The organism is Streptomyces sp. SID13666, from assembly GCF_010548325.1.
GTDB classification, from domain to species: domain Bacteria; phylum Actinomycetota; class Actinomycetes; order Streptomycetales; family Streptomycetaceae; genus Actinacidiphila; species Actinacidiphila fildesensis.
Map to the genome: position 1 here is coordinate 174,150 of NZ_JAAGLX010000001.1, position 18,117 is coordinate 192,266.

Sequence of the window (18,117 nt, forward strand, 5' to 3'; positions counted from 1 at the left end):
AAGGTTTCAACTGAGTTGCACGGACGTTAGGCCAGTGCGACATGACGCGTCAATGCTTTCGTTTCAAGTTTTCCGCTCCGGTGTCCGCAGTCGGTTGAACTCCCGTAACCAGGAGGTTGACACTCCCTCTTCGGGCACCTAGCTTCCCCTCAGTGAAACGATTCATGGCGGGAGCGATGAACATGACCGACCTGTCCACGGTGAAGGCCGCGCTGAAGGCCCAGTCCATCGAGACGCCGTCCTGGGCGTACGGCAACTCCGGCACGCGCTTCAAGGTGTTCGCGCAGGCGGGCGTGCCCCGCACCCCGCAGGAGAAGATCGACGACGCGGCGCGCGTCCACGAATTCACCGCGGCCGCGCCCTCGGTGGCGCTGCACATCCCCTGGGACAGGACCGACGACTACCCGGCGCTGGCGGCCCACGCGGCCGGGCGGGGTGTGCGGCTCGGGGTGATCAACTCCAATGTCTTCCAGGACGACGACTACAAACTCGGTTCAGTCACCCACCCCGATCCCAAGATCCGGCGCAAGGCCACCGACCATCTGCTGGAATGCGTCGACATCATGGACGCCACCGGCTCGCGCGATCTGAAACTGTGGTTCTCCGACGGGACGAACTACCCCGGACAGGACGATATCGCCGATCGCCAGGGTCGGCTGGGCGACGCGCTGACCGAGGTCTACGAGCGGCTCGGCGACGACCAGCGGATGCTGTTGGAGTACAAGCTCTTCGAGCCCGCCTTCTACGCCACGGACGTGCCGGACTGGGGCACCGCGTACGCCCACTGCCTCAAGCTCGGCCCCAAGGCGCAGGTCGTCGTCGACACCGGCCACCACGCCCCCGGCACCAACATCGAGTTCATCGTGGCGACGCTGCTGCGGGAGGGGAAGCTCGGCGGCTTCGACTTCAACTCGCGCTTCTACGCCGACGACGACCTGATGGCCGGCGCGGCGGACCCGTTCCAGCTCTTCCGGATCATGTACGAAGTGGTGCGCGGCGGGGGGCTCGCGGCCGAGACCGGAGTGGCCTTCATGCTCGACCAGTGCCACAACATCGAGGCGAAGATCCCGGCGATCATCCGGTCGGTGATGAATGTGCAGGAAGCCACCGCCAAGGCGCTGTTGGTCGACCCCGTCGCACTGCGCGCCGCCCAGCAGGCCGGTGAGGTGCTGGAGGCGAACGCCGTGCTGATGGACGCGTACAACACCGACGTCCGTCCGCTGCTGCGCGAGGTCCGCGAGGAGCAGGGCATCGACCCGGACCCGATCGCCGCCTACAAGCGGTCCGGCTGGGCCGATCACATCGTCGCGGAGCGGGTCGGCGGGACCCAGGCGGGCTGGGGGGCGTGACGCCTCCGACGCCCGCCGCCACCGATTCCCGCTTCCGCTCCCATCCGCAAGGGATTCCACGATGACCGCAGAACTGCACCCGCAGGCGGCGGAGCTGCTGGCGCGCAGCCACCGGCTCGGCGCCGATCCCCGCAACACCAACTACGCGGGCGGCAACACGTCCGCCAAGGGCACCGCCACCGACCCGGTGACCGGGCAGGACACCGAGCTGATGTGGGTCAAGGGCTCCGGGGGCGACCTGGGCACCCTGCGGGCGTCGGGGCTCGCCGCGCTGCGGCTCGACCGGCTGCGCGCCCTCGTGGACGTCTATCCGGGCGTCGACCGCGAGGACGAGATGGTGGCCGCCTTCGACTACTGCCTGCACGGCAAGGGCGGGGCGGCGCCCTCCATCGACACCGCGATGCACGCCCTGGTCGGCGCCGAGCACGTCGATCATCTGCACCCGGACTCCGGCATCGCGCTCGCCTGTGCCGCCGACGGCGAGGCGCTGACCAAGGAGTGCTTCGGCGACCGGGTGGCCTGGGTGCCGTGGCGCCGCCCGGGATTCCAACTGGGCCTGGACATCGCCGCCGTCAGGGACGCGAACCCGCAGGCCGTCGGCTGCGTACTCGGCGGCCATGGCATCACCGCCTGGGGTGCGACCTCGCAGGAGTGCGAGCGGAACTCCCTCGACATCATCCGCACCGCCGCCGAGTTCCTCGACCGGCGCGGCAGGAGCACACCGTTCGGACCGGTCCTGCCCGGCTACGAGCCGCTGCCGTCGGCGGAACGCCGGGCCAGAGCGGCCGCACTGGCCCCCGTCCTGCGGTCCATCGCCTCCGCCGACCGTCCGCAGATCGGCCACTTCGGCGACTCCGAGGCGGTGCTCGACTTCCTCTCGCGCACCGAACACCCGCGGCTGGCCGCGCTCGGCACCTCCTGCCCCGACCACTTCCTGCGCACCAAGGTCCGCCCGCTGGTGCTGGACCTGCCCGGCGACGCGCCGCTCGACGAAGCGGTGCGGCGGCTGCGGCAGCTGCACACCGAGTACCGCGAGGAGTACGCCGCCTACTACGGACGGCACGCCACGCCCGACTCGCCGCCGATGCGCGGCGCTGATCCGGCGATCGTCCTGGTCCCGGGCGTCGGGATGTTCTCCTACGGCAAGGACAAGCAGACCGCGCGCGTCGCGGGGGAGTTCTACCTCAACGCGATCAACGTGATGCGCGGCGCCGAGGCGGTCTCGTCGTACCTGCCGATCGAGGAGTCCGAGAAGTTCCGTATCGAGTACTGGGAACTGGAGGAGGCGAAGCTGCGCCGGATGCCCCCGGCGCAGCCGCTCGCGACCCGGATCGCGCTGGTGACCGGCGCCGGTTCCGGCATCGGCAGGGCGATCGCCCACCGGCTCGCCGCCGAGGGAGCCTGCGTGGTCGTGGCGGACATCAACGCGACCAGTGCGGCGGCCGTCGTCGAAGAGCTCGGCGGGGCGGACCGCGCGGTCGCGGTGCCTGCCGACGTCACCTCCGAGGAAGAGATCCGGGCGGCGTTCGACGCGGCGGTCCTCGCCTTCGGCGGAGTGGACCTGGTGGTCAACAACGCGGGTATCTCCATCTCCAAGCCGCTGCTGGAGACCACCGCCGCGGACTGGGACCTGCAGCACGCGATCATGGCCCGCGGATCCTTCCTCGCCTCGCGCGAGGCCGCACGGATCATGATCCAGCAGGGTCTGGGCGGTGACATCGTCTACATCTCCAGCAAGAACGGGGTCTTCGCCGGCCCCAACAACATCGCCTACGGTGCCACCAAGGCCGACCAGGCCCACCAGGTGCGGCTGCTCGCCGCCGAGCTGGGGGAGCACGGCATCCGGGTGAACGGCATCAACCCCGACGGGGTGGTCCAGGGCTCCGGGATCTTCGCGGGCGGCTGGGGCGCCCAGCGCGCCGCCGTGTACGGGGTGAGCGAGGAGAACCTCGGCGCGTTCTACGCCCAGCGCACCCTGCTCAAGCGCGAGGTGCTGCCCGAGCACGTGGCCAACGCCGTCTTCGCGCTGGCCGGCGGGGACCTCAGTCATACGACGGGCCTGCACATCCCCGTCGACGCCGGAGTGGCAGCCGCGTTCCTGCGCTAGCGGGTCCCGGCCGGCGGTGACCCCCGCCGGCCGGCGGGATCCCCGTTCCCATCCCTTCCTGTGAGGCTCTTCATGCCACCGAGCGACCCCCGTGCCTTCGCCGCCGTCGATCTCGGCGCTTCCAGCGGGCGCGTCATCGTCGGCCGGGTGACCGCGCGTTCGGTCGGCCTGGACGAGGTCCACCGCTTCCCCAACCTCCCGGTCCGCGTCGGCGGCACCCTGCACTGGGACGTGCTGGCGCTGTACCGCGGGGTCCTCGACGGTCTGCGGACGGCGGGCCCGGTGACGTCCGTCGGCATCGACACCTGGGCCGTGGACTACGGGCTGCTGGCAGCCGACGGTTCGCTGCTCGGCAACCCCGTCCACTACCGCGACGCCCGGACCGAGGGCGTGCCGGAACGGATCCGGCGGACCGTGCCGCCGGCGGAGCTGTACGCGGCCACGGGTGTGCAGCACGCACCGTTCAACACCCTCTACCAGCTGGCCGCGGCACAGGGGACGCCTCAACTGGACGCCGCCGCGCGGCTGCTGCTGATGCCGGACCTCATGTCGTACTGGCTCACCGGTGTTACCGGCACGGAGCTGACCAACGCCTCCACCACCCAGCTCCTGGACCCGCGCACCGGCGACTGGGCGTACGCACTGGCCGGGCGGCTCGGGATCGACCTGTCGCTCTTTCCGCCGCTGCGCAGGCCAGGCGACCCGGCCGGCGAGCTGCTGCCGGAGGTCCTGGAGGCGACCGGCCTTGAGCACCCGGTGCCGGTGGTGACGGTCGGCTCGCACGACACCGCGTCGGCGGTCGCCGGGGTGCCGGCGGACACCGAGCGCTTCGCGTACATCTCCTGCGGCACGTGGTCGCTGGCCGGCGTGGAACTGGACGCACCGGTCCTCACCGAGGACTCGCGCGCCGCGAACTTCACCAACGAACTGGGCGTCGACGGCACCGTCCGCTATCTGCGCAACATCATGGGCCTGTGGCTGCTGCAGGAGTGCCTTCGCAGCTGGCTGGCCGCGGGCCTTCCGCACGACCTCGGCCGGCTGCTGGCCCAGGCCGCGCAGGTCCCGCCGCTGCGCTCGGTCGTGGACGCCGCGGACCCGGCATTCCTCGCCCCGGACAGCATGCCGGACCGTATCGCCGAGTCCTGCCGCAGGACCGGGCAGCCGGTACCGCGTGATCCCGCGGAGACGGTGCGCTGCATCCTGGACTCCCTCGCGCTGGCGCACCGCTCGGCGATCGAGGACGCCCAGCGCCTGTCAGGACGGCATGTCGACGTCGTCCACATCGTCGGCGGCGGCGCGCGCAACGAGCTGCTCTGCCAACTGACTGCGGACGCCTGCGGGCTGCCGGTCGTGGCCGGTCCCGCCGAGGCGGCGGCGCTGGGCAACGTCCTGGTGCAGGCGCGGGCCGCGGGAGTGATCGGGGGCGGCCTCGCGGACATCCGGTCCCTGCTGCGGGCCACCCAGCCACTGCGCCGCTACGAGCCGGCCGCCGACCGCACCCGGTGGAACGAGGCGGCCGCGCGGACGTCCGGTGCGAAGGACACCGTCCGGACGTAGTCGCCCGCCATGCGGGGCGGCCGTCCGATCCGTTCGACGGACAACGCCTCGGTCGCGAGACCCGCCTGCTCGGCGGTCTCGCGCAGATACGCGACCGTCATGAGGTCCTCACCGAGCTCAGCCGCCGCCGGAGTCTGAGCCGCCATGACCGATGCCGCCGCGTTTGACCGTCGCCTGGTCGAAGCCGCCGCCCGAGACGCTGCCGTTGCGAACGGTGCCGCCGTACTCGTACCGGCCGGAACCGCCGTCGCGGCACTCCTTGTCGGCCAGCTTCTTGTACGTCGTCGGGTTCACACACCGCTTGTCGGGCTCGGAGGATGAGGAACACGACACGAGGCTCACCGCCAGCAGACCCATGCTGCCGAGAACCACCGTGCCCGAGCGCAGCCTCCGCCGGTCGGCGGTCATCGCGGCTCTCCCGCGGAAGGCCGGCTTTCGAGCCGGGCAGTTGTGGGTCCTCGGCTCGTCTGCCGGAGCCCGGTTCGTGGTGGGATGCCGCGCACGCGAATTGCTTCCTTCACGGTGGAAAGGCCCCACTGCAGACATCCGGTGCGCCGCCCCTTCACTCGGGTCGTGCCGGCTCACCGTTCTACGGGCTCCGGTGTCCGGAACCACCGGTTTCGGCAGCTCATCGGCGGCAGCCGGGCATCCGGGCCGCGGCAGTTGATCCGGTGGACGCCGCTGGCCTGCGCATTCATGGATCGCGATCCGGGCGAGATCGGGCAACGTCCGATCCGGAACGGGGCGGCGCACGGCTCCGTCGCGACGGTATAACTCATGGACGGGCCCATTCGGGCCCCGGATGCCCGAACGGGCGGAGAAGGGCGGGTGGCGGTGTTGAGGTCGGAAGAGAGGCATCACCGGCTGCTGGCTCTGGCGCGCCAGGCGGGCCGCGTCGAGGTCGCTGTCGCGGCCGCCGACTTCAGGGTCGCCCCGGAGACCATCCGGCGGGACCTGAGCGCGCTGGAGCGCAGGGGACTGGTCCGCCGCACCCATGGCGGTGCCTACCCCGTCGAGAGCGCGGGTTTCGAGACCAATCTGGCCCAGCGCGTCACGCTGCACGTCGAGAGCAAACGGCGGATCGCCGCGGAAGGCGTCAAGCTCCTCGACGGCGCAGAAACGATCTTTGTGGACGAGGGCTACACACCGCAGATCCTCGCCGCACTGCTGCCCACCGACCAGCCCCTGACCGTGGTGACCGCATCACTGTCGACGGCCGCGGCGGTCGCCGAGTCGGACAACACCACCGTCCTCCTCCTCGGCGGCCGGGTCCGCGCCCGGACGCTCGCCACCGTGGGCTCCTGGGCCTGCGCCATGCTCTCGGGCTTCGTCATCGACCTGGCGTTCATGGGCTCGAACGGGATCTCCCGGGAGTTCGGGCTCACAACGCCCGACCCCGTCGTCGCGGACGTCAAGGCCAAGGCGATCGAGGTCTCCCGCAGACGGATCTTCCTGGGGCACCACGGCAAGTTCGGGGCGAGCAGCTTCTGCCGGTTCGCGGAGGTCGCCGACTTCGAGGCCATCGTCACCGGCACCGGACTGTCCAGCGCGGAAGCGCACCGCTACACCCTCCTGGGGCCTCAGGTCATCCGCGTCTGACCCGACGGCCCTTCCACCCCCTCGATCCGCGGCCCCCGGCCGCGGGCAGCTGTGGCGTGGGCGAAATCAGCTGACACCCGGTCCCACCCGGCCGGATCACCAACGAAGGGATCCAGCGTGACGACAAGACCGAAGAACACGCCGCGCACCGTCGCGACGGTCGCCGTGGTCCTCTGCACCAGCCTGCTCGCCGCCTGTTCGGGCGCCGGCGGCGGGGGCGGCGGTTCCCAGGCGCACTCCATCAACGTGCTGATGGTCAACAACCCGCAGATGGTGGATCTGCAGAAGCTGACCGCGGACAACTTCACCAAGTCCACCGGCATCAAGGTCAATTTCACCGTGCTGCCGGAGAACGACGTCCGGGACAAGATCAGTCAGGACTTCGCCAGCCAGGCCGGACAGTACGACGTGGCGACCATCAGCAACTACGAGACCCCGATCTACGCCAAGAACGGCTGGCTGTCACCGCTGACCGCCCAGTCCAAGGCCGACACCGCCTTCGAGCAGAGCGACATCCTGCCCAGCATCCAGGAGTCCCTGACCTCAGGCGGACAGATCTACGCCGAGCCGTTCTACGGCGAGTCGTCGTTCCTGATGTACCGCAAGGACGTCTTCGCCGCCAAGAACCTGACGATGCCCGCCAACCCGACCTGGACCCAGGTCGCGGACCTGGCGGCGAAGGCCGACGGGGCGCAGCCCGGCATGAAGGGCATCTGCCTGCGTGGCCAGCCCGGATGGGGTGAGCTGATCGCGCCGTTGACCACGGTCGTGAACACCATGGGTGGCACCTGGTTCGACAAGGACTGGAAGGCCCAGGTCAACAGTCCGGAGTTCACCAAGGCGACGAAGTTCTATGTCGACCTGGTGCGTGCGCACGGTGAGGCGGGCGCCCCGCAGGCCGGCTTCACCGAGTGCCTGAACAACATGGAGCAGGGCAAGGTCGCCATGTGGTACGACGCCACCTCGGCCGCCGGCCTGCTGGACGGCACGGGCTCACCGGTCGCCGGGAAGATGGGTTACGTGCCCGCGCCGGTCGACCGGACGAAGAGCTCGGGCTGGCTCTACACCTGGGCCTGGGGTCTGCAGAAGGCCAGCAAGCACCAGGACGACGCATGGAAGTTCATCTCCTGGGCGTCGGGCAAGAACTACGAGAACCTCGTCGGCACCAAGCTGGGCTGGTCCAAGGTCCCGGCCGGCAAGCGCACCTCGACCTACACCAACGCCCAGTACCTCACCGCCGCATCGGCGTTCGCGGCGGCCACCAAGACCGCGCTGACCAACGCCGACCCCCTGAACCCCGGTGTACAGCCACGACCCGCCCCCGGCATCCAGTTCGTCGGCATCCCCGAGTTCACCGATCTCGGAACCCAGGTATCCCAGGAGATCAGCTCCGCCATCGCCGGCCGGAGCAGCGTCGAGAGCGCCCTGAGGACCAGCCAGTCCCGGGCCGAGACGGTCGCCGCCAAACACGCCGGCCAGTGACCGGGCTCCGCACCCGCGGAACCGCCCGCCGACCCACCCTCGCCGACCCACTCCCGACCCGCCGCCCTCCGCGGGTCGGGAGGCCACCCGCGCGAAGCGGAGAGACACCATGACCGTCCCCCTGACCGCAAAACGCCCGCGACTCCTGCGCCAGGGAGTGCGGGAGTCGTCGACCCGTCCCGCCAACCGGCCGCGTGGCGCCTGGGCCCGCCGGGCACCGCTGCTCCCGGCGCTGGTCTTCCTGATCGTGGTCACCCAGCTGCCGTTCCTGGGCACCCTGGGCATCTCGTTCATGCGCTGGAACGCCCTCGACCCCGACAACCGGGGCTTCGGCGGCCTGGCCAACTACCGGACCGCACTGACCGATCCGACGCTGCGCTCGTCCATCACCACCACCGTGATCCTGACGGCCTCGGTGGTCCTGGTGAGCCTGCTGTTCGGCCTGGGGCTGGCCCTGCTGCTCGACCGGCAGTTCCGCGGTCGCGGCATCGTCCGCACGATGCTCATCACCCCCTTCCTCGTCGTGCCGGTGGCTTCCGCCCTGCTGTGGAAGCACGCCCTGTACAACGCCTCCTACGGGCTGATCAACGGCACTCTGACCTGGATCTGGAGCCTGTTCGGCAGCTCCGACGCCCCGCAGTTCGACTGGCTGTCCACCAACCCCCTGATAGCCGTCGAAGCCTCACTGGTCTGGCAGTGGACACCGTTCATGATGCTGATCCTGCTCGCCGGCCTGCAGAGCCGACCGCTGGACATCGTCGAGGCCGCCCGCGTCGACGGCGCCGGCACGTGGCAGGTCTTCCGCTATCTGACCTTCCCCCACCTGCGCCGCTACCTGGAACTGGCCTCGCTGCTCGGCAGCATCTACGTCGTCCAGAACTTCGACGCGGTCTTCACCCTCACCTCCGGCGGCCTGGGCACCGCCAACCTGCCCTACTCCGTCTACCAGACCTTCTACCAGGCCCATGACTACGGCCTGGCGTCCGCGCAGGGCGTCATCGTCGTCGCCTGCTCGATCCTCATCGCCACCTTCGCCCTGCGCACCGTCTCGTCCCTGTTCCGAGAGGAGACGTCATGACGAGCACCTCGACCACCGCCACGGCCGGCCGGCCGAGCCGCCGCACCGGCCCGTTCCGCCATCGAGGCAGCATCTGGGGTCTGCTGGCCTGGGTCTGCGGTCTGCTGTTCTTCCTGCCGTTCGGCTGGATGCTGCTCACCTCGCTGCACAGCGAACCGGCCGCCGCGACCAACCCACCCAACATCGGCGCGGGCCTCACCCTCCAGGGCTTCCGCGAGTTCTTCGGCGAGAGCACCGGGGTCAGCCCCTGGCCCCCGCTGATCAACTCGCTGACGGCGAGCATCGCCTCCACCGTCCTGGTGCTGGTCCTGGCCGTCCCCGCCGCCTATGCGCTGTCCATCAAGCCGGTCCGCAAGTGGACCGACGTGATGTTCTTCTTCCTGTCCACCAAGATGCTCCCCGCGGTGGCCGGGCTGCTGCCCGTGTACCTCATCGCCCAGCACGCCGGCATGCTCGACAACATCTGGCTGCTGGTCATCCTCTACACCTCGATGAACCTGCCGATCGCGGTATGGATGATGCGCTCCTTCCTCGCGGAAGTCCCCAAGGAGATCCTGGAAGCGGCCTCCATCGACGGAGCGGGGCTGCTGACCATCCTCCTGCGGATCGTGGCCCCGGTCGCCGCGCCCGGTATCGCCGCCACCGCGCTGATCTCCTTCATCTTCAGCTGGAACGAGCTGCTGTTCGCCCGGGTGCTGACCGGTGTCGTGGCGGGGACCGCACCGGTCTTCCTCACCGGGTTCGTCACCAGCCAGGGCCTGTTCCTGGCGAAGGTGTGCGCCGCCGCCGTCTGCGTCTCCCTGCCCGTACTCATCGCCGGCTTCGCCGCCCAGGACAAACTCGTCCAGGGCCTGTCCCTTGGAGCAGTCAAGTGAAAGCAGCCGTCATCAGCGCCCCCGGCGTCGTCGCGATCGAGAACGTCGAGGATCCGTCCCCCGGCCCCCGGGACGTGGTGGTCCGCGTCGCAGCCGTCGGCCTGTGCGGCACCGATCTGCACATCCTGCAGGGCGAGTTCGCACCCACCCTGCCGATCACCCCCGGGCATGAGTTCGCCGGAGAGATCGTCGCCGTCGGCAGCCAGGTCCACGAGGTGGCGCTCGGCGACCAGGTCGCCGTCGACCCTTCCCTGTACTGCCACGAATGCCACTACTGCCGTATCGGGCGCAACAACCTCTGCGAACGGTGGGCCGCGATCGGCGTCACCAACCCCGGAGGCGCGGCCGAGTACGCCCTCGCCCCCGTCGCCAACTGCGTGAAACTGCCCGAGCACATCCGCACCGAGGACGCCGCGCTGATCGAACCCCTCTCCTGCGCCGTCCGCGGCTACGACATCCTCCGCAGCCAACTGGCCACCAACGTCCTGATCTACGGATCCGGCACCATGGGCCTGATGATGATGGAGCTCGCCAAGCGCACCGGCGCCGCCACCGTCGACATCGTCGACATCAACCCCGACCGGCTGGAAACCGCCCGGACCCTGGGCTGCACCCATGCCGTCACCTCCGCCGACGAGATCGAGCGACCCCGCGGCTGGGACGTCGTCATCGACGCCACCGGAAACGCCAAGGCCATCCAGGAAGCCATCGGCCGCGTCGGCAAGGGCGGTACGTACCTCCAGTTCGGCGTGGCGGACTACGCGGCGCGCACCACGATCGAGCCGTACCGGATCTACAACCAGGAGATCACCATCACCGGCTCCATGGCGGTCCTCCACAGCTATGAACGCGCTGCCCGGCTGTTCGCCGCCGGTGTCCTCGACCCGCAGGTCTTCATCAGCGACCGGCTGCCGCTGACCGACTACGCCGCGGCCCTCCAGCAGTTCCGGGACGGCAAGGGCCGGAAGATCCTGGTCACTCCCTGACCAGGACGTCGTCCCGACCGCCCCCAGACGAACCCCCTTCCCCGGAGCTGTCCATGCCACCGCCCCTGCCGACGCCGGAAACTCCGGCATCCGAAACGCCGACGCTCGTCATCGGCGAGGCACTCACCGACATCCTCACCGGCCCGGACGGGTCCCGGCGCTGCCGTCCGGGCGGCAGCCCGGCGAACGTGGCGCTGGGCCTGGCCCGGCTCGGCCACCCGGTCCTGCTCGCCACCCGGATCGGCCGCGATCCCTTCGGCCAGGTGCTGCGGACCCATCTGGGCCGAAGCGGGGTGGTGCTCACGGACGGGTCCGTCCTCGATGTCCCGACGTCGACGGCCACCGCCCGTCTCGATGCGGCCGGGGCGGCCGAGTACACCTTCGACATCTCATGGGAGCTGCCTCCCAAGGCCCTGGAGTCCGCCCGCTCCGGTACGGCGGGCCACCTGCACACCGGATCGATCGCCACGGCGCTCGCGCCAGGTGCCGATCAGGTGCTCGCCGCCGTCGAGGCCGCACGGGACACGTCCACCGTCTCGTACGACCCGAACCTGAGGCCCGCACTGCTCGGAAAGCCCGACGACGAGCGTCCTCGGGTCGAGCACCTGGTCTCGGTCAGTGATGTGGTGAAGGCCAGTCAGGAAGATCTGGCCTGGCTCTACCCCGGGCAGGACATCCACGAAGTGGCCCTCCGCTGGTCGCGAAGCGGACCCTCACTCGTGGTCCTCACCTTCGGCGCAGGCGGCTCACAGGTCTGGTGGCGACAGGGCCGGTACGCCCTGCCGGCGCCGTCGGTCGAGGTCGTCGACACCGTGGGAGCCGGCGACGCCTTCATGTCGGGACTCCTCAGCGGCCTGCTCCGGGCCGGGCTGCTCGGCGCGGGAGGAACGGCCGGGCAGCCCGACGCGTCCGCGCCGCGGACGCGACTCCGCACCGCGACCTCCACCACCGACCCGCACCAGGACATCCTCCGAGCCCTCCGCCTGGCCACCCGCTCGGCCGCTCTGACCTGCACCAGGGAGGGCGCCGACCCGCCGACCCGGGCTGACATGCCATGACGTGACGTGGGTCGCTCCCGGAGCCCTGCGCCGCTCCCGTCGTGTCGTCAGGCGCCGAAGAACTCGGCCAGCACCGGGGCGAGCACGTCCGGGGCCACGTCGTGCGTCTGGCCGTGGAGCGTCCGGTGCCCGGCGGTCGGGAGGGCGTCCGCGGTGGCCTTCGCCGCCTGCTGCAGGCCCTCCGGGCTGGCGCCACCGGCGAGGACCAGCGCGGGAATGACGATCGTCGATGCCAGGGCGCGCGGCACGTGGCCGTCGCCGAGCACCTCGTCGTCGTAGGCGAGCGTCGGCGCGATCGCCTCCAACGGGGCCCACCCCGGCTGCGACCGCATACCGTCCACGGCCTGCGCGGGCATACCGACGTGCATCATGAACAGCGCCACGGCGTCGCCCTTGCGCCCGGCGTCGAGCAACTCGTGGAGCTGCTCGGTGTACCTCTTGATCCGGGTGCCGTCTTCGCTCTCAGCCATGAACGGGGGTTCGTGGAGCGCCATCCTGGCGATCCCGGAGCCGGCCGCCGCAGCCGCCAGAGTGAGCGCCGCACCGGAGGAGATTCCGTAGACGTACGCCCGGCCACCGGCCCGCGCGATGACGGCCTGCAGGTCCTCGATCTCGCGGGCGACCGCGTACGGGGTGGTGTCCGAGCTGTCGCCCCGGCCACGACGGTCGTACGTGTGGACGGTGAAGCTCTCCCGCAGCAGCCCGGCGAGCGGCCGCATCGGCCCCGCGGCGCGGTGGCACATGGCGCCGTCGACGAGGACGAGCGCCGGCCCGCTGCCGGTGTGCTCATAGGCGATCTCGGTGCCGTCGGCTGATGTGAGTACAGACATGACGTGCTCCTTACTCCTGCTGTCCCTGCTCGGGGTCGAGACCGGCCAGGTAGACGTCGAGGCGGTCGAGGCTGGTGCTGAAACCGGCTCTCGCCTCTGCACTGAGGTACGCGGCCGGCACGTTGGTCTGATGGGTCACCACCTCGGTGCGCCCGTCCTTCAGATCGACGAAGGTGATCGTGGTGCGCATGCCGCCCTCGACATCCGCCTCGATCCACACCAGTCGCTCGGGCCGGCGGACCTCGACGAAGACCGCCCGCATGGTGTGCGTGCTGCCGTCGGTATCGCTGACGATGGTGGTCTCGAAGACCCCGCCCGGCCGCGGATCGATGACGATGTTGCCGACCGGGGTGGTCGTACCGGTCGGCCCCCAGAAGTGCGTGAGGTGCTCCGGCATGGTCATGCAGTCGAACAGCAACTCGGGCGACGCCCGGTGCACGCGCCGATACGTGAGCTCACCTGTCGCGGTCATTGTGGCGTCCCTTCGTCGTCGCGCCGCTGGGTCCGAAGCGCCGCCAGATGCTCGTCGAGACGGTCATGACGGGCGGCCCAGACCTGCCGGTGCCGGGTGATCCAGTCGGCGGCCGTGTCGAGGCGCACCGTCTCCAGAGCGCACGGCCGTGACTGCGCGCTGCGGGTCCGTGAGATGAGCCGGGCGCGCTCGAGCACTCTCAGGTGCTTCGAGACCGCCTGCTGCGTCATCGCGAACGGCTCGGCGAGCTCGTTCACCGTCGCGTCGCCGCGTGCCAGCTGCTCCAGGATCGCGCGCCTGGTGGGATCGGCCAGCGCCGAGAACACCAGGCTCAATTCGTCTTCGACGACTGCCATACGTCGACCGTACCCACAACCAGCTATTTTCACAACCAAGAGGTTGTGAAGTGCAGGCGGGGGTGGTACCGGGGTACTACCGTCCGTTTGTGGATCAGTCCGGGGTACCACGGTTCCGGGGTCCGCGGCTTCTAGCGTTGCTGGTGAGGCGGTCGGGCAGGACCGGCGCCCCTGAACGAGGGAAGACGCGATGATCGAGGCGCAGCAGCTGACGAAGAGGTACGGGGAGACGACGGCGGTCGACCGGCTGGACTTCACGGTCAGGCCCGGCACCGTCACCGGGTTCCTCGGACCCAATGGCGCGGGCAAGTCGACCACGATGCGGATGATCGTCGGTCTGGACGCCCCCACCCACGGCACGGTCACCGTCAACGGCCGCCGCTACGCCGAGCACACCGCCCCGCTGCAGGAGGTCGGGGCCCTGCTGGAGGCGAAGTCGATCCACCCGGGCCGGTCGGCGTTCGACCACCTGATGGCCCAGGCGTACACCCATGGCATTCCGCGCCGCCGGGTGGAGGAGGTCATCGGGATGACGGGTCTGGACTCGGTGGCGAAGAAGCGCGCCGGGGCCTTCTCCCTGGGGATGGGCCAGCGGCTGGGCATCGCGGCCGCGCTGCTCGGCGATCCGGCCACCGTCATGCTCGACGAGCCGGTCAACGGGCTGGACCCCGAGGGCGTGCTGTGGATCCGCAATCTGCTCACCGGGCTGGCGAGTGAGGGCCGCACGGTGTTCGTGTCCTCGCACCTGATGAGCGAGATGGCCCTGGTCGCGGACCATCTGATCGTCGTCGGACGGGGCCGGATGCTGGCCGACACCACCGTCGAGGAACTGATCAGCCAGGCCGGCGGGGACACGGTGCAGGTCGCCACGGCGGATCCCGCCCGGCTGCGCGAGGTCCTGGCGGGACCCGGCATCGAGATCACCGGCCGGGTCGGCTCCGAGGAACTCCAGGTGACGGGCATGGAGGCCCGCGCGATCGGACTGAAGGCCGCCGAGGCCGGCATCGCGCTGTTCCAGCTCACCGCGAAGGCGCTGTCCCTGGAGGAGGCGTTCATGGAACTGACACGGGACGCGGTCGAGTACCACGGCACCACCGAGACCTCCGGGAGCGCAGCATGAGCACCATCACGTCGACCCGCACCCCCGTCCCGAGCCCCGTGCAGGGCGGCCGTCCGGTCTACCGGGTGACCGCGCGGCGCGTGCTGCGCTCGGAGTGGGCCAAGCTGTGGTCCCTGCGCTCCACCTGGATCACCCTGGGCCTGGGCCTGCTGTTCCTGGTGGCCTTCGGCCTGATCGCCTCGTGGCAGTTCAAGTCCCGGATCACCTCCGGCCGGCACATGGACGGCGACTTCGCCAGCTCCACCGCGGTGAGCCTGTCCCTGTTCGGCACGAACTTCGCGCAGTTGGCACTCGGTGTGCTGGGCGTGCTGGTGACCGCGGGCGAGTACTCCACCGGCATGATCCGCTCCACGCTGGCCGCGGTACCGCGCCGGCTGCCGGTGCTCTGGTCCAAGTCGGCCGTCTTCGGCGCGGTCGCCCTGGTGGTCGGCACCGTGGGAGCGTTCGTCGCCTTCCTCTTCGGCAGCGGAATCGTCTCGGGAACGCCCGCGGCCCTCTCGATCTCGGACCCGGGTGTGGTGCGCAGCCTGCTGGCGGCCGGTCTCTACCTCGGTCTGATCGGTGTTCTGGGAACGGCCCTGGGCGCGCTGCTGCGATCGGTGGCCGGCGGTATCTCGGTCCTGGTCGGTTCGCTGATGCTGGTCCCCGGACTCATCTCGCTGCTGCCCAGCTCCTGGCAGGACCACGTGAGGCCCTATCTGCCCAGCGAGGCCGGAGCATCGATGTTCGCCCTGCACCATGAGGCACACACTCTGACTCCTACGGCCGGACTGCTGGTCTTCCTGGCCTGGACCGGACTGGCGATGGCAGGGGCCTCCTGGCGCCTGATGCGCACCGACGCCTGACACTGCCGAAACCGACGACCCGGGATCACGGCGTCGGCGCGTCGCCCGGACAGCTCGGGTGCCGTGCCGACGCCGTTGGCCCACGATGGGCAGGTGACCCCCGTGACCACCGACATCCCCGCCGGAGCTGACCCCTCCGCGCGCCCGCTCCCGCCCGCGGAACCCGATCTGCTGTGGGGACACCCGCTGGTGATCGCGCTGAACCGGGTCGTCCAGCGCCTGCGCGCGGCCGACCTGCGGCGCCCATGGGTGCTGGACACGGCCGTGGCGGTCGGAGTATTCCTGCTGTTCGGCGCGGCGGACCTGGTGCACGACGGCGACCGGCACGAGATGGCCGTGAGGTTCACACACCTGCCGGTGGCCGGGGTGCTGGCCCTGCAGGCCGGGCTGGTGGTGCCCCTGCTGTGGCGGCGCCGTATGCCGTCGGCGACGTTCGCCGCCGTGCTGGCCGTGTTCCTGATCCAGTGGCTGCTGGGGGCCTGGCTGCGCGCCGACGTGGCGCTGCTCATCGCCCTGTACAGCCTGGCACTGCACGGGCGACTGCGGCATCTGCCCTGGGCCTGCGCGGCCATGGCCGGCGTTCTGGGGCTGGTGTCGGTGCGCGTCTCGGAGGCGGTGTCCGTGGGGGACGCGCTGTTCTTCCTGTTCAGCGCGGTGACCGCGGCGCTGGCCCTGGGCCTTGCGGTGCGCATCCGCCGGTCCCAGCTCGCCGGCCTGCGCGAGCGCGCGGCCCGCCTGGAGATCGAACGGGACCAGCGCAGCAAACTGGCCGCCGCCGGCGAACGCACCCGGGTGGCACGCGAGATGCACGACATCGTCGGACACAACCTGTCCGTCATGATCACGCTTGCCGACGGTGGTGCGTACGCGGCTCTCATCGCTCCTGAGCGGGGCAAGGAAGCGCTGGAACTCATCGGCGAGACCGGCCGTCAGGCCCTGGGAGAACTACGGCGCATGCTCGGTGTGCTGCGCGATCGGACGGACGCTCCCGAGCTCAGTCCGCAGCCCGGCATCGCGGACATCGACGCCCTGTGCGCGCGTATCCGTGCCGCCGGCCCCAAGGTCCGCTACCGCACGATCGGAGAGCTGGACGCCCTGGACCGCGGTGTGCAGCTGACGGCCTACCGGATCGTCCAGGAGGCGCTCACCAACTCGCTCCGGCACGCCGGTGCCGAAACCCAGGTGCAACTCGCCCTCACCGTCGACGGCGTACAGCTGCGCATCACCGCCGACGACACCGGTCCGCCCACCGGGACCGGACGGCCCGCACCGGAGAACCAGGAGGGGCACGGCCTGGCGGGCATGGCCGAACGCGCAGCGCTGTACGGCGGGAGCATCATCGCCGGACCACGGCCCGGCGGAGGGTGGAGCGTACAGGTCACCCTCGACCTCACCCCGCTCACCGGCCCCCCGGGAGAGACCTCGTGACCACCGTCCTCATCGGAGAGTCCTCATGACCACCGTCCTCCCGGAGACCTCATGACCACCGTCCTCATCGTGGACGACCAGCCCATGCAGCGTCTGGGCTTCCGCATGCTGCTGGAATCCGTCCCGGACACCGACGTGGTCGGGGAAGCCGCGCACGGAGCCGACGCCGTACGCCAGGCCGCCGAACTGCGCCCTGACGTCGTCCTCATGGACGTACGGATGCCCGGCATGGACGGTATCGAGGCGACCCGCCGCATTGTCGCCACCGGCGGACGCTCCCGCGTCCTGGTCATGACCACCTTCGACCTGGACGAATACGCCCACACCGCGCTGCGCGCCGGCGCCAGCGGCTTCCTCCTCAAGGACGCGCGCCCCGAAGAACTGCTGGCGGGCATCCGGGCGGTCGCCGCGGGCGACGCCGTCATCGCCCCGGCCCTCACCCGGCGCCTGCTCGACGCCTACGCCCACCATCTGCCCGGCCACCTCCAGGACCACGAGCCGCAGGACGATCCCAAGCTGCGCACCCTCACCGGACGCGAACGGGAGATCCTGGTCGCCATCGGGCGGGGCTGGACCAACGCGGAGATCGCCGAGCGGCTGGTGCTGGCGGAGTCCACCGTGAAGACCCACGTCGGACGGGTGCTCGCGAAGATCGGCGCCCGCGACAGGATCCAAGCCGTCATCTTCGCCTACGACCTGGGCCTCACCCGCCCGCACACCACGGACTGACGGCAGTCCGCGCCCGCGGTGACTGGACCCTCCCCACGGGGGAGGGTCCACGATGGTGCCGTGCAGGACGAACTACTGACCATCGGCCGCTTCGCCCGACTGTGCCGGCTGAGCGTGAAGCAACTGCGGCACAGACCGGGACGATCGACCGCCCCCTTGTTCCCCGACACCGGCGGTCACACCGTGGCCGGCCACCACCACGAGATCTAACTGTCGAACCCGAACCGGACGGCCCCGGACGCGATG

General features: G+C 70.5%; 18 protein-coding genes and 1 pseudogene. 14 read left to right on the top strand and 5 right to left on the bottom strand.

Going from position 1 to position 18,117, the window contains the following annotated elements; all coding sequences use genetic code 11:
- Nucleotides 1-182: 182 nt before the first annotated feature.
- The 3 genes from rhaI to G3I60_RS00825 all read left to right on the top strand — a co-directional run bounded on the left by rhaI (nucleotide 183) and on the right by G3I60_RS00825 (nucleotide 5,013).
- On the top strand, nucleotides 183-1,349 hold the full coding sequence (rhaI, locus tag G3I60_RS00815; protein ID WP_138351449.1) for an L-rhamnose isomerase: 1,167 nt from the start codon (nucleotides 183-185) through the stop codon (nucleotides 1,347-1,349).
- Between the two features lie 61 nt (nucleotides 1,350-1,410).
- The gene (locus G3I60_RS00820; RefSeq protein WP_164292640.1) at nucleotides 1,411-3,456 is read left to right on the top strand and encodes a bifunctional aldolase/short-chain dehydrogenase; all 2,046 of its coding nucleotides are present in this window, start codon (nucleotides 1,411-1,413) and stop codon (nucleotides 3,454-3,456) included.
- A gap of 72 nt (nucleotides 3,457-3,528) precedes the next feature.
- A complete protein-coding gene (locus G3I60_RS00825; RefSeq protein ID WP_164292639.1) occupies nucleotides 3,529-5,013 on the top strand; it encodes a rhamnulokinase family protein in 1,485 nt (494 codons plus the stop codon).
- Here G3I60_RS00825 and G3I60_RS00830 read toward each other — a convergent pair.
- Nucleotides 5,007-5,132, bottom strand: a pseudogene (locus G3I60_RS00830) (glutathionylspermidine synthase family protein); the annotation flags it as partial. The gene G3I60_RS00825 and the pseudogene G3I60_RS00830 overlap by 7 nt on opposite strands.
- Nucleotides 5,131-5,421, bottom strand: a complete 291-nt coding sequence (locus G3I60_RS00835) for a hypothetical protein (protein WP_164292638.1) — start codon at nucleotides 5,419-5,421, stop codon at nucleotides 5,131-5,133. The gene G3I60_RS00835 and the pseudogene G3I60_RS00830, both read right to left, overlap by 2 nt.
- 429 nt (nucleotides 5,422-5,850) lie before the next feature.
- On the opposite strand from G3I60_RS00835, the gene G3I60_RS00840 reads away from it, so the two are divergent.
- The 6 genes from G3I60_RS00840 (at nucleotide 5,851) to G3I60_RS00865 (ending at nucleotide 12,091) form a co-directional block, all read left to right on the top strand.
- Nucleotides 5,851-6,612 (top strand): DeoR/GlpR family DNA-binding transcription regulator, encoded by a 762-nt coding sequence (locus G3I60_RS00840; protein WP_203672066.1) that lies wholly within the window; start codon nucleotides 5,851-5,853, stop codon nucleotides 6,610-6,612.
- A gap of 117 nt (nucleotides 6,613-6,729) precedes the next feature.
- Nucleotides 6,730-8,094 carry a sugar ABC transporter substrate-binding protein gene (locus G3I60_RS00845; RefSeq protein WP_164292637.1) on the top strand — a complete coding sequence of 455 codons (1,365 nt, stop codon included), beginning with the start codon at nucleotides 6,730-6,732 and terminating at the stop codon, nucleotides 8,092-8,094.
- Between the two features lie 109 nt (nucleotides 8,095-8,203).
- Nucleotides 8,204-9,172, top strand: a complete 969-nt coding sequence (locus G3I60_RS00850) for a carbohydrate ABC transporter permease (RefSeq protein WP_164292636.1) — start codon at nucleotides 8,204-8,206, stop codon at nucleotides 9,170-9,172.
- Nucleotides 9,169-10,047, top strand: a complete 879-nt coding sequence (locus tag G3I60_RS00855) for a carbohydrate ABC transporter permease (protein WP_164292635.1) — start codon at nucleotides 9,169-9,171, stop codon at nucleotides 10,045-10,047. The genes G3I60_RS00850 and G3I60_RS00855 overlap by 4 nt, the downstream gene beginning before the upstream one ends.
- On the top strand, nucleotides 10,044-11,033 hold the full coding sequence (locus G3I60_RS00860; protein WP_164606421.1) for a zinc-dependent alcohol dehydrogenase family protein: 990 nt from the start codon (nucleotides 10,044-10,046) through the stop codon (nucleotides 11,031-11,033). Before G3I60_RS00855 ends, G3I60_RS00860 begins: the two co-directional genes overlap by 4 nt.
- A gap of 53 nt (nucleotides 11,034-11,086) precedes the next feature.
- Complete coding sequence (locus G3I60_RS00865) at nucleotides 11,087-12,091, top strand: carbohydrate kinase (RefSeq protein WP_164292634.1); 1,005 nt, start codon at nucleotides 11,087-11,089, stop codon at nucleotides 12,089-12,091.
- Nucleotides 12,092-12,138: 47 nt separating this feature from the next.
- On the opposite strand, the gene G3I60_RS00870 is transcribed toward G3I60_RS00865, so the two are convergent.
- From G3I60_RS00870 to G3I60_RS00880, 3 genes are read right to left on the bottom strand one after another with little or no spacing between them, the layout of a single operon-like run.
- Nucleotides 12,139-12,921 carry an alpha/beta fold hydrolase gene (locus G3I60_RS00870; RefSeq protein ID WP_164292633.1) on the bottom strand — a complete coding sequence of 261 codons (783 nt, stop codon included), beginning with the start codon at nucleotides 12,919-12,921 and terminating at the stop codon, nucleotides 12,139-12,141.
- A gap of 10 nt (nucleotides 12,922-12,931) precedes the next feature.
- Nucleotides 12,932-13,393 (bottom strand): SRPBCC domain-containing protein, encoded by a 462-nt coding sequence (locus tag G3I60_RS00875; protein ID WP_164292632.1) that lies wholly within the window; start codon nucleotides 13,391-13,393, stop codon nucleotides 12,932-12,934.
- Entirely contained in the window at nucleotides 13,390-13,749 is a 360-nt protein-coding gene (locus tag G3I60_RS00880; protein ID WP_164292631.1) for a helix-turn-helix transcriptional regulator, read from the bottom strand. The genes G3I60_RS00875 and G3I60_RS00880 overlap by 4 nt, the downstream gene beginning before the upstream one ends.
- A gap of 190 nt (nucleotides 13,750-13,939) precedes the next feature.
- Between G3I60_RS00880 and G3I60_RS00885 the strand changes: the two genes are divergently transcribed.
- The 5 genes from G3I60_RS00885 to G3I60_RS44420 all read left to right on the top strand — a co-directional run bounded on the left by G3I60_RS00885 (nucleotide 13,940) and on the right by G3I60_RS44420 (nucleotide 18,081).
- On the top strand, nucleotides 13,940-14,869 hold the full coding sequence (locus G3I60_RS00885; protein WP_138351460.1) for an ATP-binding cassette domain-containing protein: 930 nt from the start codon (nucleotides 13,940-13,942) through the stop codon (nucleotides 14,867-14,869).
- Nucleotides 14,866-15,714 (top strand): ABC transporter permease, encoded by an 849-nt coding sequence (locus G3I60_RS00890; protein WP_138351461.1) that lies wholly within the window; start codon nucleotides 14,866-14,868, stop codon nucleotides 15,712-15,714. The genes G3I60_RS00885 and G3I60_RS00890 overlap by 4 nt, the downstream gene beginning before the upstream one ends.
- A gap of 168 nt (nucleotides 15,715-15,882) precedes the next feature.
- Entirely contained in the window at nucleotides 15,883-17,142 is a 1,260-nt protein-coding gene (locus G3I60_RS00895) for a sensor histidine kinase (RefSeq protein WP_203672070.1), read from the top strand.
- A gap of 51 nt (nucleotides 17,143-17,193) precedes the next feature.
- Nucleotides 17,194-17,871: a response regulator transcription factor gene (locus G3I60_RS00900; RefSeq protein ID WP_138351462.1), complete on the top strand. Its 678-nt coding sequence runs from the start codon at nucleotides 17,194-17,196 to the stop codon at nucleotides 17,869-17,871.
- A gap of 60 nt (nucleotides 17,872-17,931) precedes the next feature.
- On the top strand, nucleotides 17,932-18,081 hold the full coding sequence (locus G3I60_RS44420) for a hypothetical protein (RefSeq protein WP_203672290.1): 150 nt from the start codon (nucleotides 17,932-17,934) through the stop codon (nucleotides 18,079-18,081).
- Nucleotides 18,082-18,117: the final 36 nt, after the last annotated feature.